Genomic DNA, 20,251 nt, shown 5'->3' on the forward strand with positions numbered 1-20,251 from the left:
ATTAGGTTTTTATTATAAATGACGAATTTTTAGTAAATAAGTAAAATATCTGCATAAAACATTAATAAATAGATCAATTACAGTTTATATTTTAATTTGAAAACGTTTTCGTGAAACGGATTATTGATTGATTTATGTCGTTGGTTTAAAATTTATAGCTGTTTGTATAAATTATTTTTTTTAACAATCCCTTAAGAATAAATTTACACCATAACTAACAAAATAAATAAACATGAAAAAAATTTTCTTAATCTTTATGATTGTTTTTACGGCGCAGGTTTCGCTTGCACAAGTAAAGAGTGTCAAAGGTGTGATTACAGATTCTGATGGGTTGCCGTTGCCAGGGGCATCTGTTGCAGTACAAGGAGGTCAAAAAGGTGCTACTACCGATTTTGATGGTTTGTATACAGTAGAAGTGCAAAAAGGACAGACTTTAGTTTTTACTTATGTAGGTCTTGAAACACAAAAAATAGTTGTAGGAGACGCAGCTACAATTAATGTAAAGATGGTTCCTGCAGCATCAAATGCTCTTACTGAAGTTGTTGTAACTTCATTAGGTCTTAAGAAAACTAGAAAATCTTTAACTTATTCAGCTCAGGAACTTAAAGGAGAGGAATTAACTCGTGTAAAAGATGCCAACGTTATCAATACAATTGCTGGAAAAGTTGCCGGTGTTGCTGTAACAAAAAGTTCTGGTGGTACTGGAGGATCTACTAAGGTACTTATCCGTGGTAACTCTTCTATTATGAATAGCCAGCCACTTTACGTTATTGATGGTATTCCTTTATATAATGGTACTTCAAATCAGCAGGGTAATTATAATGCATCAAACGATTCATTTGGTAGTACTGCCGGAGGTAACCGTGATGGAGGAGATGTTGTTTCTTTGATTAATCCAGACGACTACGAAGGAATGACAGTACTTAAAGGTGCAGCAGCTTCTGTACTTTACGGATCTCAGGGAGCAAATGGTGTTATTTTGCTTTCTTCTAAAAAGAATAAAGAAAACACATCAAATTTAGCAGTTTCTTCTGTTACTACTTTTGAATCTGTGCATTCTTTGCCAAAATTCCAGCATGAATATGGAACTGCAAATGCTCAAAAATCTTGGGGAGGAAAAGTGCAGTCAAATGATTTTGAAAAAGACTTTTTCAATACAGGAGTTACACAAATTACTTCGGCAGCTTTTACAACTGGAACAGATATTTCTACTACAAGTTTATCTTATGCTAATACTTCTGCTTCAGGAATTATTGAAGGTAATGGATTAAAGAAAAATAACTTTGGAATTCGTCAGACATCGAAATTTTTTGATAATAAATTAACTGTTTCAGCTGATGCAAAATATACAAGTCAAACTATCGATAACAGACCTGTAAATGGACTTTACTCAAACCCATTAACGGGAGTTTATTTGTTCCAAAGAGGAAATGATTTTAATTATTATAAAGATAATTTCGAATCATTTATTCCTTCTAGAAACCTATATGGTCAAAACTTTTACAGCGCACCAGATGCTGATATTTATGTTCAAAATCCTTATTGGTTAATTAATAGAAACAAATCTATTGATAAAGATAATTTCTTCAACGGAAATATAGCTTTAGACTACAAAGCAAACAACTGGTTAAGCATTGCTGCAAGATATAGCTATAATAGAGTTGAAAACGATTATGATAAAAAGATTTATGCTACAACCAATACTTCTTTATCTAATATAAACGGTAGATATATAAACGTTGCTACATTAAGCACACAACGTTACGGAGATTTGATTGCTAAAATTAATACTAATTTCAACGAAGATTTTAGCTTTAATGCTATCGTAGGAGCAAGTATCAATAATACATTAGCAAATCAATCGACTACTTTAGATTCTGGTATTGTTGGCGGACTTGTTAACGCTAACTTGTTTACATTAGGAAATTTTGGAGAAGCATCAGGATTAGATAATTTAAGTCTTCAGGCTACAGGTTCTTCTAGAGAAGTTCAGTCGATTTTTGCATCTGCAACTTTTGGTTATAAAAACATGTTGTATTTAGATGTTACAGGTCGTAACGACTGGTCTTCTACTTTAGTAAATACAGATACAGGGTCATATTTTTATCCATCTGTAGGGGTTACTGCTCTTTTAAGCGAGATGACTACTATGCCAGACTGGATTAACTTTGGTAAAGTAAGAGGAACATATGCTCAAGTGGGTAATGACGTTTCTGCTTTTGTAACTTCACCGAAATCAACTGTTCAAGGAGGTAACCTTATTCCTCCTACGGTAGGACCAAGACCAGGTGATGGATTAAAACCAGAACTAAAATCAGAATTTGAATTTGGTACTGAGTGGAGAATGTTTAATAACAGATTAGGTTTTGAAATCTCTTACTATAATTCAGAAACTAAAAATCAATACATTCAGATTCCTGCACCTGCAACAAATCCTTACGGTTATACGAATTACGGAATTAATGCAGGAAGTATCGAAAACAAAGGTTTTGAGGTTGTTCTTACCGGAAAAATCATTGCTGGGGACAAATTTTCATGGGATACAACAATCAACTATTCTCAAAACAGAAATAAAGTTAAAGAAATTCCTGAGGAATTAGGAGGTACAATTCCATTGACTCCTGTAAACAATATCAATTACAGATATGTTTTAACTGAAGGAAAACCATTTGGAGTTATTGAAGGAAAACATATTGTTAAAAACGATCAGGGAGAAATTGTTTTAGATAGTAAAGGAAATGTAGCGTTAGAAGCTGGATTGCGCGAAGTAGGTAATGCAAATCCTGATTTTATGTTAGGATGGTCAAACACATTTAAATTTGGAGCTTTTACAGCAAACTTCTTAATAGACGGACGTTTTGGTGGTGATGTAATGAGTATTACAGAATCTATGAATGATTTTTACGGAGTATCAAAAAGAAGTGGAGATGCTAGAAATGCAGGTGGTGTTGCTGTAAATGCAGTGAAGCCTGATGGTACAAAAGTAACTTCTATGCCTGCTGAGCAATATTATACTACAGTTGCCGGGGTTAATGGTGCTACAGCTGAATATGTATATAGTGCTACAAACGTAAGTTTAAGAGAGGTTTCACTTGGTTATACTTTCAATAGAAAAACATTACCATTTGTTAATACAGCAACTTTATCATTGATCGCAAGAAACTTATTCTTCATTTATAAAGATGCACCATTTGATCCAAACATTGCTTTAAGTACAGGTCAAGGTTTACAAGGAGTTGATATTTATGGTTTACCATCAACTAGAAGTATTGGTCTTAATTTAAATGTAACTTTCTAATTTAAAATATCATGAAAACAAATAATATAAAAAAATCATTAATCTGTTTTGGTCTTTTAGCCTTAGTGGGTTGTACAGATAATTTTGAGGAGGTTAATAGTAATCCTGATGGTTTTACTTATGAGGAAACAACACAGGACTTTAATCATATTAATGGTCCTTTTAAAACCATGTTCGATAACGTAATGGTAAATGTTCCGGGTTGGAAATATCAGGTAGCGAATGACTTATCTGCAAATAACTGGGGAGGATACACCGCTGCTCCGGGTTTTGATGGAGCTAATAACCTTTCGTATGCAATTTCTGATAACTGGAATATTTGGTGCTGGGAAGCTGCTTATGCACAAGTTATGGCAAATTTCTATAAAGTAGAAAGAGAATCTAAAGGTAAGTACGATGAGTTTTATGCTCTTGCTAAGATTATTAAAGTACAAACTTTGCATAAAATGGCAGATGCCTGGGGACCAATAGTGTACTCAAAATTTGGTACTACTGATGCAACAATTGCATATGATTCTCAGGAAGAAGCTTATGGTTTTATGTTTGAAGACTTAGATTATGCCGTAGCAGAACTAACAAAAAGAATTGATGCCGGAGAGAAAAGTTCTTTTACAAATATAGATCGTTCAACATATGAAGGAGATTATAAAAAATGGGTTATATATGCCAACTCATTACGTTTAAGATTGGCAATGCACATTGTAAAAGTTAAACCAGCATTAGCTAAGTCAGAGGCTGAAAAAGCGATGACTCAAAAATTTGGTGTGATGACAAAAGCTGATGATACTTTTATTTTATTTAAAAAAGTATCACAACACCCTCTTAAAGTTTCTTCTTATGAGTATAACGACAGCCGTATGTCTGCAGATATGGAATCTATCATGGGAGGTTATAACGATCCTAGAATGACTTCTTACTTTAAGACATCTGTTAAATATCCTGGAGAATATAAAGGAATTCGTACTGGTGGAATTATGGGAGATAAATCGGTACACCAGAACTTTTCAAACTTTGGTAAAATCATAGAAAAAGACAAGCAGGTAGTTTGGTTAAATACTGCTGAAATTTATTTCCTAAGAGCAGAAGGTGCATTAAGAGGCTGGAATATGGGCGGTGATGCAGCAACATTGTATAAAGCTGGTATTGCTGCATCTTTTGAACAGCTTTCTGCTGGAGGTGTTGCTGATTATATCGCTGATAATGTAAAAATGGCTAAAGATTATGTAGATCCGGCAGCTCCATTTAATAGCGGTCCAGCTGTAAATAAAGTTACTGTTGCCTGGGATGAAACAGCTACTAACGAAGTGAAATTGCAAAAAATCATTACTCAAAAATGGATTGCGAATTTCCCTGATGGTTACGAAGCCTGGACAGATCACCGTAGAACAGGTTACCCTAAATTATTGCCAATTCTTAACAATCAAAGTGCTGGTTTAATTAGTACTGAACTTGGTGTAAGAAGAATGCCTTTTGTTTCTACTGAAAAAGATGGGAATCCTGGAGGAATAGCAACAGGTCTTGCAAAACTTGGTGGTCCTGATAATGGAGGAACAAGAACTTGGTGGGATGTTGATGCTCCAAATTTCTAAAATAAAATATCAAAGAACTATAAGAATTTAAGTTTGGTTGGTAAATGGTATAAGCAATGCGAGTTGCTTATACCATTTCATAAACCAAAATTGTAAATAGCAAAAAAAGAAAAAGAAATGAAAAGTGCTTTAGAAATAAAACCTGATATCAGTTATAAAAGTGCGGGGAAATTTGAAGAAACTCGATTTGAGAAAATCCACAACGAAATCTTCAAAAATTCAGCTGAAGCTTCTGTAATTGTGGCGCAGGAAATTGCGCAATTAATTAGATCTAAACAAGAAAAAGGAAAGTCTTGTGTATTGGGTTTAGCAACAGGTTCTTCTCCTATCAAAGTTTACGAAGAATTAGTGAGAATGCACAAAGAAGAAGGCTTGAGCTTTAGCAATGTAATTACTTTCAATTTGGATGAATATTATCCAATGAGCAAAGAGAACAATCAGAGCTATCATTATTTCATGCACCAGCATCTTTTTAATCATATTGACATCAACCCTGATAATGTTAATATTCCGGACGGAACCGTACATATTGATGAATTAAATCAATATTGTATTGATTACGAAATGAATATTAAAAATGCTGGAGGTCTTGATTTTCAATTATTAGGAATTGGTCGTACAGGTCACGTAGGTTTCAATGAACCGGGATCACACGTTAATTCAGGAACCAGAATTATTACACTGGATCACATTACAAGAGTCGATGCTTCATCAGATTTTAATGGTATCGATAACGTTCCTAAAAGAGCGATCACGATGGGAGTTTCTACCATTTTGAGATCAAAAAGAATCGTACTTATGGCTTGGGGACAAAACAAAGCCGATATCATCAAGAGAACTATTCAGGGAGATATCAGTTCAGAAGTTCCGGCTACATTTTTACAAAACCATGCGAATGCGACTTTCGTATTAGACCAGTCTGCAGCATCTGAATTAACCCGTTTTAAAACGCCTTGGTTGGTAGGAGAATGCATCTGGACACAAGAATTAAAAAGCAAAGCGATTGTTTGGTTGTGCCAAAAAACGAAACAAGCGATATTAAAATTAACAGACAGGGATTACAACAATAATGGAATGTCTGATCTTTTGGCACAAGAAGGTTCTGCTTATGATTTGAACATCAACATGTTCAACGTATTGCAGCATACCATCACGGGATGGCCAGGTGGAAAACCCAATACCGACGATTCGCATCGTCCGGAAAGAGCCAATCCGGCAAAAAAACGAGTGATTCTTTTTAGTCCACATCCGGATGATGATGTGATTTCTATGGGAGGAACTTTTTCAAAATTGATAAAACAAGGTCATGATGTGCATGTAGTATATCAAACCTCCGGAAATATAGCTGTTACAGACGACGAAGCCTTAAAATTTGCTGAGGTTGCCAAAGATTTTGTTGGTGAAGCAGGTGCAGGCATTAACTTTAAATCTGTAATTGAATTTTTAAACCATAAATCAGAAAACGAAATTGATTCTCTTGAAGTTCGAAAATTGAAAGGACTAATCAGAAGAAGAGAATCTTATGCTGCTACAAGATACATTGGTTTAAAAGATGAAAATACACACTTTTTAGATCTTCCTTTTTACGAAACAGGACAGGTAAAAAAGAATCCGTTAGGCGCTGAAGATATTGCAATTGTAAAAGATATCATTGCCAAAATAAAACCACATCAGGTTTTTGCAGCAGGAGATTTGGCAGATCCACACGGAACGCATGAAGTTTGTCTGAACGCGATTTTTGCAGCTTTAAAAGAATTAAAACCAGAAAAATACATGGATGATTGCTGGTTGTGGTTGTACAGAGGAGCTTGGCACGAATGGGACATTCACGAAATCGACATGGCCGTTCCGCTTTCTCCATCAGAAGTATTATTAAAACGTCATGCAATTTTATACCATCAATCTCAAAAAGACAGAGTAATGTTTCAAGGAAACGATTCTCGAGAATTCTGGGTGAGAGCCGAAGACCGTAACAAAAATACAGCAATTCTATACGATGATTTAGGATTGGCAGAATACGAAGCAATCGAAGCCTTTAAACGTTTTGATTACTAGAATAACAATTTAAGATTCGGGTGAGAGCGGATCACATTACAAAATTCAGATTGATCTCATAAGGAAAGTGAGGATTCAAAGAGATCATTCTGAGTCTTGTTTCTTATTTATTTAATACTGTTATCTGCGGATAACATCTTTTTCAAAAACAGTAAAAAATGAAATATTTATTAGTCCTACTATTAGCAGGTGTAACTTCTAGTGCTCAAATCAAAAAAGAGCAGCTAAATCTTATGCCCTGGCCTCAGAGTGTTGTTGTAAACGACGGAAATTTTGCTTTAAATAAAAATTTTAAAGTAAACATTACCGGAAACCCTAATCCTCGAATTTTTAGTGGAGTGACTCGTTTTTTACGTCGCTTAGATGGTAGAACCGGTATATTTTTCGAACAGGGTTTTATTACGAAATTAAATGAAGTTCCTAACGCTTCACTTCAAATCAATTGTACTAAAAGCGGAAAAATTGGTTTGTACGAAGACGAAAGTTATCATTTAGATATCAAACAAAACCAGATTACAATAAATGCAACCAACGATTTAGGAGTATTACATGGTCTTGAAACGTTGTTACAAATGTTGCAGAATAATAACAACTCATTTTATTTTCCAAGCTCTAAAATTTCAGATTTTCCCAGATTTACCTGGAGAGGTTTAATGATTGATGTTTCGAGACATTTTCAGCCGGTTGATGTGATCAAAAGAAATATCGATGCATTGGCTGCTATGAAAATGAACGTTTTTCACTGGCATTTAGTAGACGATCAGGGTTGGAGAATCGAAATGAAAAAACATCGCAAGCTAATTGATGTAGCTTCAGATGGAATGTATTACACACAAGAGGAAATCAAAAATATCGTAAAATACGCCGATGAGCGCGGTATTTTGGTAGTTCCGGAAATAGATGTTCCAGGTCACGGATCTGCAATACTTACGGCTTACCCGGAAATAGGAAGCAAAGTGATTACATTGACAGGTGGAACTTCTGAAAAAAATATTCAAGGTACAGCAATCACTACCTATGGAATTGAAAGAAATGCTGGTATTTTTTCACCAACATTAGATCCTTCAAATCCTAAAACATATCAATTATTAAGTGAAATTTTTGATGAGGTTTGTCCATTATTCCCAGGCGCTTATTTTCATATCGGGGGAGATGAAAACGAAGGTAAAGACTGGGATGCAAACCCAAAGATTCAGGAATTCATGAAGAAAAACAAGTTAGCAAACAATCATGAATTGCAAACTTATTTTACCATGCAATTAGTGCCAATGCTTAAAAAACATGGTAAACAATTAATGGGATGGGAAGAAATTTTGACAAAAAACATGTCAAAAGATGCTATTATTCACTCCTGGAGAGGGCCTAACGAAGGCGTTATTGCAGGTCAGTCATTGGTTGATGCAGTAAAAAAAGGCTATAAAACAGTTTTATCAAACGGATATTATATCGATTTAATGTATCCAATTGCAAGCCATTACCTGAATGACCCAATGCCAAAAGGAGCAAATCTTACAGCCGAAGAAAAAGCCAGAATACTAGGAGGAGAAGCGACAATGTGGACAGAACTTGTAACTCCAACAACAATCGATTCAAGACTTTGGCCAAGAACGGCTGCAATTGCAGAAAGACTTTGGTCAGCAGAAGATATTACAGATGTAGCCAATATGCGCAAACGTCTGGATGTAGTTTCTTTTAGATTAGAAGAATTAGGAATAACACACATTCGCAATAAAGATGTGATTTTAAGAAACATCACAAACGATCAAAATATTGCATCATTATATGAATTTTCGAATGTTTGTGAGCCATTAAAAGGATATACACGTAATAAAGGCGGAACAGAATATCAAATGTATTCTCCGTTTACACTTTTTGCAGATGCTTGTGGTGCGGATGCCAAAGATTCTTTAGCTTTTGATGATGCAGTAGCGCAATATCTGGCAAATAAAACACCAGAAAATAAAGCAAAAGTAGCGGCATTTTTTAATAAATGGATCGCACTAAACAAAGAGTTAGTTGCTTTGAGTGCCAATGCACCTTTGGTACAGCCAATTTTGCCTTTGTCTAAAAAACTAACAGATGCATCGCAGGAATTATTGTTGGTATTAGATAATAAATCAACTCTAAAAGCAGATGATCTAAAAAGTTTAATCGAACAATGTAATTCAAAAGATCACGCAGATGTTGAGTTATCAGTATATGCAAGTCTTAAAAAATTAATTTAAAGAGTTTGGTTTGAGTTAGTATTTAGTAAGTTTTGTTACCATGATTATTTAGTAATTTATTTATCTCTACCAGACATTTCTGGTAGAGGTGAATATGGTAAAAGCAACTAGATCAAAGACATTAAATCAAATAAAAATATAGTAACCAAATAAGCATTATTAACATTTAATACCAAATAAAACAGAATAAAGCAGAAACATGACAAACAAGTAAGTATTAAAATTGATGAACCCCAAATTTATCATTTGCTAACCTAATTTTTTTTTGATTTAAATAAATATCAATCAGTGCTATCACTAATGATTATGGAAAATCGGTAATAGTAGTATTTATTTTTAGAAGTAATATGAATTAATTCCACTGAGTTGCAATGTTTTCTATTTGCAATTTATTGAAACCCGGTTATGGTTTTTTATGTGCCGTTTTTGGCGCACAACGAACTGTAATTGGAATATTTATTTTTTTTCTATTAACCAATATTAACTTAATTATGAAACATTATTACAGATTGCTTTTTTTGTTACTGTTTCCCTTACTCGCGTTAGCCCAACCAGCTCACGGAAAAAAGGTAGTAGGGTATTATGCGCAATGGTCTATCTATGCCAGGGATTTTAATATCCCCAAGATCGACGGAAGTAAATTGACGCATTTGAATTATTCTTTTTATGGGACAACTTTTGATCCTGCGCATCCGGAGAATACCAAACTATTATGTTTGGATAGTTATGCTGATTTTGAGCATATGGAAGGCGGAATCCCTTGGGATGCTCCGGTCAAAGGTAACTTTTATGACTTAATGAAGCTTCAGCAAAAGTACCCGCATTTGAAAGTTTTAATCTCTGTTGGAGGTTGGACTAAAGGTCAGGATCTTTCTCCAATTGCAGCAAGCCCTGTTGCAAGAGCCGCGTTGGCTGCAGACATGGCAAACTTTATTACCAAATATCCCTTTATTGATGGTTTCGACATCGATTGGGAATATCCTCTTTCTGGAGGAACAGATGGTACTGAAGTAATCAACGGAGCACCAATTCCTCCGCAAAAGTACAGCCCGGACGACAACAAAAATTTAGTTTATTTATTGAAAGCAATGCGTCAGGCAATGCCAAACAAACTAGTTACTATTGCTGCCGGAAACAATGTTCGAAATGTATCCAAACAATACTTAGGACCAAACAACAGAACACAATACGGAATGACAGAAGACATTTCGACTTATTGTGATTACATTACCTATTTTGGCTATGATTTTGGCGGAAATTGGTATGATAAAACATGCTACAATGCCCCTCTATACGCAAGCGGAAACACAAACGATCCGTTATATGGCGCAGCACAATCAGAATCATTAGACGAATTAACGAATCAATATCTAAATGTTGTTGGTTTTCCTGCCAATAAATTAATCATGGGATTACCTTTCTACGGAAAGAAATTTGATCATGTCGCCAATAACGGAACCAATCCTAATTTACCGGGATTATTCGTTTCAGCTCCAAGAGATATAGTTCCGGGATGTACCAATCCACAAAATCCTATCGGAACCTGGGATGGAGCAGGAGCCTGCGAACGTTCAGGAAGTATCGAAATTTGCGATTTAGTAGGGAATCCGGTAACGAATTCTCATGCATACTTAGATCCAAATACGATGTTAGTGACTCCAAGTGCAGCTTCAGCAGGATGGGTACGTTATTTCGATAACACAACAAAAGTTCCTTATTTATACAATGCCACTTTAAAACAGTTTATTTCTTATGAAGATAAACAATCTATGGATTTAAAAGTGCAGTACATCAAATCGAAAAATCTTGCAGGAGGTATGGTTTGGGAATTATCTCAGGACACCAGAGGCTCTGTTCCTAATTCATTACTGACTCAGGTTGATACTTCATTTGGAAGCGTAGTTCCGGGAACAGTGAGTATTGCAGGTTCTGTAAAAAACGGAGCAGCTTTAGTTCCGGATGTTACTGTAGAATTGCGTAATGCAAGCAATGTAGTATTGCAAACAGTAGTTTCTACTGGCGGAAATTTTACATTTAATAACCTGACTTCCGGACAAAATTATACACTTACAGCTTTAAAAGCGTCTTATACTTTTGTTCCGGTAACGTTAAATAATGTTACAGTAAATCAAACCGCTGTAATCATAAACGGATCTCAACCAACTTATACCGTTGGCGGAACAGTTCTTGACGGAACAACTCCAGTTTCTGGCGTAACAGTTTCAGCAACATCAGGAACAACAGTTTTAACAGCCGTTTCGAATGCAAGCGGAGTATATAGCGTTGCAGGTTTAACAGCAGGACTTAATTTTACAGTTACAGCTGCAAAATCAGGATTCTCATACACACCGGCTTCTACAGTTTATAATGCAATTGATGCCAACAAAACCTTGAACTTTGTTCAGGGCGCGCCAATTGTTAATTATACGGTAAGCGGAACTGTTTTAAGTAATACAACTCCGGTTTCTGGCGTAAACGTTACGGCTTCTTTTACAGGAGGAAGTTATGTAGCAGTTACAAACGCAAGCGGAGCGTACTCGCTAAGTTTACCTTCAGGAGGAAATTATACGATAACGGCAGCTTTAACAGGACAAACGTTTACTCCGGCATCAACAGTTTATTCTAATTTGAATGCCAATAAAACATTAAACCTTACTCAGGATGTTGTGGTAACGCCAACAAATAAAATTAGCGGAACCGTTAAAAACGGAGCCAATTTTGTTTCGGGTGCAAAAGTAGAAATCGTTTTACCTTGGACAGATAATACACATCCATGGAAAAGTGTTATCGCCATCACAGATGCACAAGGTAAATATAATTTTGACAATGCCGTTGTTGCAGGATATACAACAATTACCAGCTTAAAACTAAATACCTGGGAAAACGGAGAAGTAGTTTATTTACCAAATAATCTGGCAAATTTCCCAGTTCCGGCAAACCCAACAATTTATAACTTTAGTACCGGTTCTACAGCAAAAGTAGCAGCATTGGCTGTTACCAACCTAATTAGTGGTTCAGTAAAAAACGGAACAACCCCGGTTGCAGGAGCAAAAGTAGAATTGGTGGTGCCTTGGACAGATAATACACATCCATGGAAAAGTGTTATTGCCACAACAGATGCATCAGGAAATTATAGTTTTGATAATTCAGTTGTAGCAGGTTATACACAGGTTTTAAGTTTAAAATTAAATGGTTGGGAAAATGGTGATGTGACTTATTATCCCAATAACTTAGCCAACTTTGCAATGCCAACAGCTCCAACGATTTATGATTTTAATAGACAAGCGGTGGTTGCGACTAAACCAGTAGTTACCATTACAGCACCAACAGCTTCGGCGATAGCTATAAATTTAGGATCAGCGATTAATTTTGTTGCAAGTGTTGCATTAAGTGCTGCTGATGCCACTACAATTTCATCTGTTGTATTTAGTTTAGATGGACAAAGTTTGAGTGCTACCAATTCTTCAGGAACTTATACATCGGTTTGGACACCAGCAGCAAATCAGTTTGGAGTATCTCATACGTTAACTGTTACGGCTACTGCATCAAACGGAACAACAGATTCAAAAACATATAGTTTTACATTAAGTTGTTCAGGTGCAAACTGCCCTAATTCATTACCTGTAATTACTTGGAATTCACCTTCGAATACTACTGTATATCAGAATTCTTTCCAGATTGTGCCAATTTCAGTTACAGCTGTTGATAGTAACGGATCAGTTACAGGTGTTACCATCACCATAAATGGAGGTACATTTAACATGACCGCAGGTACAAATAATACTTATACGTATAATTTTACACCAGCTGCTTATCAGGATTATCCAGTTGTAATCAAAGCAACCGATAATCAATCTGGTGTAACTACATTAAACAATACCATTAAAATTGCTCCGGTAGGAACTAATAGATTTATCCCGCTTCCATCTAAAATTATTTTAGGATATGCGCATTCTTGGGAAAATACCGGCGCTCCGTTTTTATATTTCTCTCAAATGGTAGGAAGTAAGTTTAACGTAGTCGATTATTCTTTCGTAGAGACCGTTAATCGCGATGGTTATACACCAGTATTAACTACAAATGACACCAGATATTTGACAAATGGAGTTTTCAATAAGCAATTGTTGAAAAATGATATAAAATCCTTAAGAGATAGTGGTGTTCCTGTTATTGTTTCTATCGGAGGTCAAAATGGACATGTTGTTTTAGACAATGTAACTCAAAAAAATATTTTTGTTAACGGTCTAAAAGCAATTATCGACGAGTATCAATTTGATGGAGTTGATATTGATTTTGAAGGAGGATCGATGAATTTTAATGCAGGAGGTTTAAGAGATATCTCGTATGCGGGTATTTCTGCTTATCCAAGATTAAAAAACGTAGTAGATGCTTTCAAAGAATTAAAAGCGTATTATGGCCCTGGATTTTTATTAACTGCAGCTCCTGAAACACAATACGTACAAGGAGGATATTCTACCTATAACGATACTTTTGGTTCGTTTGTGCCAATCATTCAAAACTTGCGTAACGAATTAGATTTGCTAGCCGTACAATTGTATAATACAGGAGGAGAAAACGGATTAGATGGTCAATATTATGGTACAGCCAAGAAAGCAAACATGGTAACAGCCCTAACCGATATGGTGATAAAAGGATATAACATTGGTACAACAGGAATGCATTTTGATGGTTTACCGGCCTCAAAAGTTCTTATTGCATTACCAGCTTGTCCAAGCGCAGCAGGTAGCGGTTATTTAACACCGGCAGAAGGAATTAGTGCTATGAATTATCTAAGAACCGGAACCACTTTTGCAGGAAGAACATACACTATGCAGCCAGGTGGACCATATCCTTCTTTAAGAGGTTTAATGACCTGGTCTGTAAACTGGGATGCATCTTCTTGTGGTAATTCATCTGAATTGTCTAAAGCCTATGCCGCTTATTTCGCTTCACAATCAACAGCAAAACAACTGTCAGTAGCTCCTATCGAAGCAAATAATGCCACAGTTGCTTATTTCAAAAACGATGCATTATCAGTTACGAATGATGATCAGGATATCGCTCAGGTAGACGTTTTCAATACCATCGGACAATTATTAATAAGTCATAGAAACATTCAGAATAACAAAGAAGTACTGCTTCAAAATTATAGCTTTTCAACAAAACAAATATTTGTAGTTATAGTAACAGACAGAGCAGGAAACAAAAAATCACTGAAAGTAATGAACTTTTTAAATTAGAATTAAAAGAATAAAAATTTAGAAATAAAAAAATTAGGACGGTTAAAATTGAGTTTGGTTATTTATTTTTTAATCCAGTTTTTATTTCGAAAAATGTGCGAATTGAGGTAATTTGTTATTTGGTTTTTACCTCGGGTAGCGCATTATGAACCTGGCAATTTTTATTGCCAGGTTTTTTTTGTTTTATAATGAATTAAAGAGATGATGATTTTTTAGGAGCTAATCCCGCACCCGAGCCTGAAAGTGCGAATTGGCGAAGCAATCCGTTTCAATCTTTTATTTTTTAAAGAGAAAAAATAAAAGGATTTCCACTTCTATCAGGGCTAGGAAATTCGGTGTCGTGAAATATTTTATTAAATAATGTAAGTCATTGCGAGGAACGAAGCAAACCCAATATTTCGAACAAGATTGTCGATTATTATCGCGTAGAATGGATTAAAATCCATTCCTACAATATGTTTTGTTTGTCCGGAACTTTTTATAAAATTCCGAAGGAATGATTTATTTTGTAGCGAGGGATTTTAATCCCTTGAAAAGTAACGTAACCACAATATTGTCATTGCGAGGAACGAAGCAACCACGCTAACAATTGATTTAGCAAATGAGATTGCTTCGTTCCTCGCAATGACTAAAATGAGCGTAATAACAAAAAAAATCTTTGCAAATCCGCGTTTTCGCGATAGCGAATCCGTCTCATCCGCGTGCCATTTCTCCACAATTAAACTCAAATTAATAACTATTTTAAGTACTTTTGACTTTAGAATAATTGCATCAAAACTTCATGAAGAAATCCATCATCATTATAATCACATTTTTATTTTTCACTTTTTCCTTCGCCCAAAATAAATTCGGAAATCCTGAAGTCGATCCCATTCAAATTCAAAAAACATACGCAGATTGGTCAGCCTATCAAAGCAAAAAAATCATGCTTTCAAGAGATTTTATAGCATTAGATTCAAATTCAAAAGAAATTTCAAAAAAATCTTTCCTGGATCAATTGGCCAACGGAAACTACATCCCAATCCAATTAAAATCAGACGATGCAGTTTATTATTATAAACTATTCAAAATTCAGCCAAAATCAGATACCAGTATAAAAGCCACCATAAATCAGATAGGTTTTGACGCCCTAAAAAACTACAAGATGGAAGGAACTGCTTTTCCTTTATTTTCATTTAAAGATTTAAATGGAAATTTAGTTACCAACGAATCAATGAAAGGAAAAATCATTGTGATCAAATGTTGGTACATCCATTGCACGCCATGCATAAGAGAATTTCCACAAGTAAATAAACTAACAGAAGAGTATAAAGACCGAAAAGATATTCTCTTCATAAGTCTGGCCGAAGATTCACCGGAACAATTAAAAGCATTTTTAGCCAGAAAGCCCTTGTCTTATTCGGTTATTCCAAATATGAAAGAATACATGAACGAAGCTTTGCAACTCAATTCATTCCCAACACATTTTATTATAAACAAAGAAGGAATGATTGCAAAAGTGTTGCCTAATTTCGAAAGTTTAGAAGTAGCGTTGGCGAAAGAAAGCAAGTTGTAGTTTGTTTTTAAACCATATAAGTGATATAAGATATTATAAGTTTGGTGAAATTTGTACGCAAAGACGCAAAGTTTTTCGTCTTTTGAGGTTAGTAAGTTTCGTTTAAATGCACTTATATAACTTATATGGTAGAAAATTTTCAAACAAACTTACTTTTCTTTGCGCCTTTGCGTGAAAAATCTCTATCAGGTAAAAAAACTTAGTCCCTTAGCACCTTTGCAACTCTGAACCTTTTTTACTACTTTTGCACCAAATTAATTAAAAAGACATTCATGTTAACAGTCAATAATTTATCAGTTCAATTTGGCAAACGAATTTTGTTTGACGAAGTAAATACCACATTCACACACGGAAATATTTATGGAGTTATTGGAGCCAATGGTGCTGGAAAATCTACTTTTCTAAAAATCATTTCGGGCGACATCGATCCAACTTCTGGTCATATCCATTTAGAACCAGGAAAACGTATGTCGGTTTTAAACCAAAATCACAACATGTTCGATGAGCATACGGTTTTGGAAACTGTTTTGATGGGAAATAAAGTTTTGTACGCTGTTAAAAAAGAAATGGATGAACTTTATTTAGACTACAACGACAAAAACGCAGACAGAATTGGAGAACTTCAGGTTCAGTTTGAAGAAATGAACGGATGGAATGCTGATTCTGATGCCGCATCGATGTTGTCTAACTTGGGAATTACAGAAGAGCATCATTATACATTAATGGGCGATCTTGAGGGAAAAATAAAAGTACGTGTCCTTTTGGCACAAGCGCTTTTTGGAAACCCTGATTTGCTTATTATGGATGAGCCTACCAACGACCTGGATTTTGAAACCATCGCCTGGTTAGAAAATTTCTTAGCAAACTACGAAAACACCGTAATCGTTGTATCTCACGACCGTCACTTTTTAGATGCCGTTTGTACGCATATTTCTGATATCGATTTTGGAAAAATCAATCACTATTCAGGAAACTATACTTTCTGGTACGAGTCTAGCCAATTGGCAGCAAAACAACGTGCTCAGCAAAACAAAAAAGCTGAAGAAAAGAAACAGGAATTAGAAGAATTTATTCGTCGTTTTAGCGCGAACGTTGCAAAATCAAAACAAGCAACATCTCGTAAAAAAATGATTTCTAAATTAAATATCTCTGAAATCAAACCATCTAGCCGTCGTTATCCAGCGATCATCTTTGATCAGGATCGTGAAGCAGGAGATCAGATTTTGAATGTAGAAGGTTTAGCAGCATCTATAGATGGAGATCTTTTGTTTAAAGGTGTTGATTTGAATATGGCAAAAGGCGATAAAATAGTTCTTTTCTCTAAGGATTCACGCGCTACAACAGCTTTCTACGAAATCTTAAACAATCAGCAAAAAGCAGATGCAGGAACTTTCGATTGGGGAATTACAACCAACCAGGCTTATTTACCTGCTGAAAACCATTCATTCTTCGAGAACGACTTAACATTGGTAGACTGGTTACGTCAATACGCAAAAACAGAAGAAGAGCGTGACGAAGTATTTATTAGAGGATTCTTAGGGAAAATGATTTTCTCAGGAGAAGAAGCTTTAAAAACAAGCCGTGTATTATCAGGAGGAGAAAAAGTACGTTGTATGCTTTCTAGAATGATGATGGAACGTGCTAACATTTTAATGCTAGACGAACCAACAAATCACTTAGATTTGGAGTCTATTACAGCTTTCAACAACTCATTAAAAAACTTCAAAGGATCTGTAATTTTCACCACGCATGACCACGAATTTGCACAAACTGTTGGTAATAGAGTAGTAGAGCTTACACCAAACGGAGCAATCGATCGTTACATGACGTTTGATGAATATCTTGACGACGAAAAAGTTCAGGAATTAAGAACAAAAATGTACGCTAAATAAAACATAGCTTTTAGATAAAAAGAAATCCCGTTCGCATAAAGTGAACGGGATTTTTTTATGTCTTATTTTTTACCACCAAAAAGTTTAGCGAATATAAAGATGATTATCGCAACAATAAAAATTACAATAAAGATCCCGAATCCCATTCCGGCTTTAAAAATGTCTCCAATAACTTCGCAACTTGTAAATGAAAATAGTATTACGAATACCATTAACAAACGTGTAATGTTCTTTTGCATGATTTTGCTGTTTTTAGTTGTTTTAAAAAGAATCTACTATTCTAATTATCGTAGATTAAAATTACTTCAAACCACAAAAAAATGTGTTATATAATTTGGTTCAAAAGTTCTATGATTTTGCGCTGTCACCTAATTGCTTAATTTTCTGTTACTTTAAACCAGGGAATTTCAAATCGGCCTTTCTTAAAATAAATAGTTACTTTTTCGTTATATTCTAATCTGTTATATAAATCTTTTGGAACAGAAACTTCTTTATTTTCTTTCTCAGTTCCCCAAGGTGTTAACTCAATATAATAGGTTGTTGTCTTGCCGGTAGTAACGCGCTTACTTAAGACACTGGCGTTGTATAATGTAGGTTCTGACTTATCGTATACGCAGTTTAATGTTACAACTGCACCGTAACTATAAGCATATATAAAAATGGCAAGTCCTAAAATTGTGAAATTGGCTTTAGAATCATTTTTTGTAAATTCTTTATTTCCAACATATAAAACAGTCAGATATGTTAAGAGAATAACAATTGACGGAAGCCATACTTTTGAATAATCATAAATATGAAAATCTAATAAAGCTCTGAGGGAAAGTCCTATTGAAGAAGAAAAAATGGCCCAGAAAATAGTAGGATATGTTTTGGCTTTTTGTTCATCTACTCTAATTAACCCTTTGTAATATTTTAAAATTATCAGACAAATAATTGGAAATGCGATCGATGCAAGAATGGCATATTCATAAGGAGTTGGAAAAAATAAAGTCCAGCCTGCAATTAATCCGCTAGTCCAATTTAAGAATTTAGAAGTTCGAAAAGCTTTTGCTAAATTTGCTTCCCTTTCTTGAGTATTGATTCCAAATTCCTGATTTTTTAATATTTCTTCTTTTTCTATCTTGGCCTGAAGTACGTCAAGATCAGAATAATTAGTGGATAACCATTCTTTGATTCCGTTTGTATGGGCGAAATAGGTGCTTATTTTTATTCGTTTTTTATTCTCATCTTTTGGTTCGATAAAAAGGAATTTATCCGTAACTCTATATCCTTTAATTTCATTCAGCATTAATTCCTTTGTAGAGAAAGCACCAACCGAAAATATTCTGTTTTTATCGATTACAAATTTCCCTTTATAAGTATCAATTACTGCAATAATCACTATTGAAATTATCGCGATTGACATTAGAGCTAAAAACCAATATAAATCAGGAGTTACTTCATTTTCCATTCCGGGCATTAAGGGCAAAAATAAAACAAACACGAAAGGTATAATAAATAATGCAGCTAGAATGTATATAAAAATGGCCCAGCCTTTAGCTATTTTGTATTCTTTCATTTTATTGAATATTTTTTGTGAAGATTATCAAGGAACAAATCACGGCTAAAATCTTTTACCATTTCAGATCTCTCGCCTTTTTTTAATTGTTTTATCATTATAGGTTTAAAAAATAAATTATTTAATTCTTAGTTAGAAATGCTCCAACGGAGCGACATTTAATTACTATATATCACCCCGCTGGGACTATCATAATGATGAATAGAAATTAGGATATAATCTCAATCAACTGAATTTTATTCCCGCATGTATCATCTAAAATCGCAATTTTTACATTTCCCATTTCAGTTGGCTTCATGCTAAATTCAACGTCCAGCTGAATTAACCTTTCGTATTCTTCCTGAAGATTATCAACATTAAATTGCGTATACGGAATTCCGGCTTCAAACAATGCTTTTTGATATGTTTTTGATGGCTCAAAATGATTCGGTGAAGGTTCTAATAAAACTTCAACTCCGTCAGGTTCCTCTTTAGAAACTATCGTTAACCATCTATTGTTTTCGCATAATGGCACATCATGTTTTTTTATAAAACCCAATTTTTTAGTATAAAATTGTAATGCCTTTTCCTGATCCTGAACAGGAATTCCTATGACTTTTACTTTCATCTTGTTTGGTTTTAAATTGATGGGTGAAAAATATTAAAAAATTGTTTTTTAAACACTTATTCTAATGAGATTTTATCCACTCAAGTGATTTAATAAAGGGTTAAATGTACTACAAACCCTCAAAAATATATAAAATAAATGATTTACCAATTTCCTGAAAATGGGTTATTATTTGATTAATAACGTTTGCTAAATTTATCTGATAATAATTGAAAATTAGCGTTCTAAATAC

At 34.6% G+C, this 20,251-nt stretch carries 10 protein-coding genes; 7 read left to right on the top strand and 3 right to left on the bottom strand.

The genetic code is table 11. The features are described 5' to 3' along the window. The first annotated feature begins 232 nt into the window (after positions 1 to 232). The 7 genes from FLACOL7796_RS04645 (at position 233) to FLACOL7796_RS04675 (ending at position 17,854) form a co-directional block, all read left to right on the top strand. Positions 233 to 3,298, top strand: coding sequence for a SusC/RagA family TonB-linked outer membrane protein (locus FLACOL7796_RS04645; protein ID WP_173969667.1), 3,066 nt, complete (start codon positions 233 to 235; stop codon positions 3,296 to 3,298). A gap of 11 nt (positions 3,299 to 3,309) precedes the next feature. Continuing rightward, entirely contained in the window at positions 3,310 to 4,887 is a 1,578-nt protein-coding gene (locus FLACOL7796_RS04650; protein WP_173969668.1) for a RagB/SusD family nutrient uptake outer membrane protein, read from the top strand. Between the two features lie 117 nt (positions 4,888 to 5,004). Further along, positions 5,005 to 6,942, top strand: a complete 1,938-nt coding sequence (gene nagB, locus FLACOL7796_RS04655; protein ID WP_173969669.1) for a glucosamine-6-phosphate deaminase — start codon at positions 5,005 to 5,007, stop codon at positions 6,940 to 6,942. A gap of 158 nt (positions 6,943 to 7,100) precedes the next feature. Beyond that, positions 7,101 to 9,167, top strand: a complete 2,067-nt coding sequence (locus FLACOL7796_RS04660) for a beta-N-acetylhexosaminidase (protein ID WP_173969670.1) — start codon at positions 7,101 to 7,103, stop codon at positions 9,165 to 9,167. A 491-nt stretch (positions 9,168 to 9,658) separates the two neighbouring features. Beyond that, positions 9,659 to 14,407 (top strand): T9SS-translocated chitinase ChiA, encoded by a 4,749-nt coding sequence (gene chiA / locus FLACOL7796_RS04665; protein ID WP_173969671.1) that lies wholly within the window; start codon positions 9,659 to 9,661, stop codon positions 14,405 to 14,407. A gap of 781 nt (positions 14,408 to 15,188) precedes the next feature. Next, positions 15,189 to 15,962 (top strand): TlpA family protein disulfide reductase, encoded by a 774-nt coding sequence (locus FLACOL7796_RS04670; RefSeq protein WP_173969672.1) that lies wholly within the window; start codon positions 15,189 to 15,191, stop codon positions 15,960 to 15,962. 272 nt (positions 15,963 to 16,234) lie between these two features. Next, positions 16,235 to 17,854: an ABC-F family ATP-binding cassette domain-containing protein gene (locus tag FLACOL7796_RS04675; protein WP_173969673.1), complete on the top strand. Its 1,620-nt coding sequence runs from the start codon at positions 16,235 to 16,237 to the stop codon at positions 17,852 to 17,854. A 62-nt stretch (positions 17,855 to 17,916) separates the two neighbouring features. Here FLACOL7796_RS04675 and FLACOL7796_RS04680 read toward each other — a convergent pair whose 3' ends face one another. The 3 genes from FLACOL7796_RS04680 to FLACOL7796_RS04690 form a co-directional block, all read right to left on the bottom strand. Continuing rightward, positions 17,917 to 18,093 (bottom strand): hypothetical protein, encoded by a 177-nt coding sequence (locus FLACOL7796_RS04680; RefSeq protein ID WP_173969674.1) that lies wholly within the window; start codon positions 18,091 to 18,093, stop codon positions 17,917 to 17,919. A 137-nt stretch (positions 18,094 to 18,230) separates the two neighbouring features. Continuing rightward, a complete protein-coding gene (locus FLACOL7796_RS04685) occupies positions 18,231 to 19,412 on the bottom strand; it encodes a hypothetical protein (RefSeq protein WP_173969675.1) in 1,182 nt (393 codons plus the stop codon). A 208-nt stretch (positions 19,413 to 19,620) separates the two neighbouring features. Next, positions 19,621 to 20,019, bottom strand: coding sequence for a VOC family protein (locus tag FLACOL7796_RS04690; RefSeq protein ID WP_173969676.1), 399 nt, complete (start codon positions 20,017 to 20,019; stop codon positions 19,621 to 19,623). Positions 20,020 to 20,251: the final 232 nt, after the last annotated feature.

It is taken from the genome of Flavobacterium bizetiae (genome assembly GCF_902804475.1).
In the GTDB taxonomy this organism is placed as follows: Bacteria; Bacteroidota; Bacteroidia; order Flavobacteriales; family Flavobacteriaceae; genus Flavobacterium; species Flavobacterium bizetiae.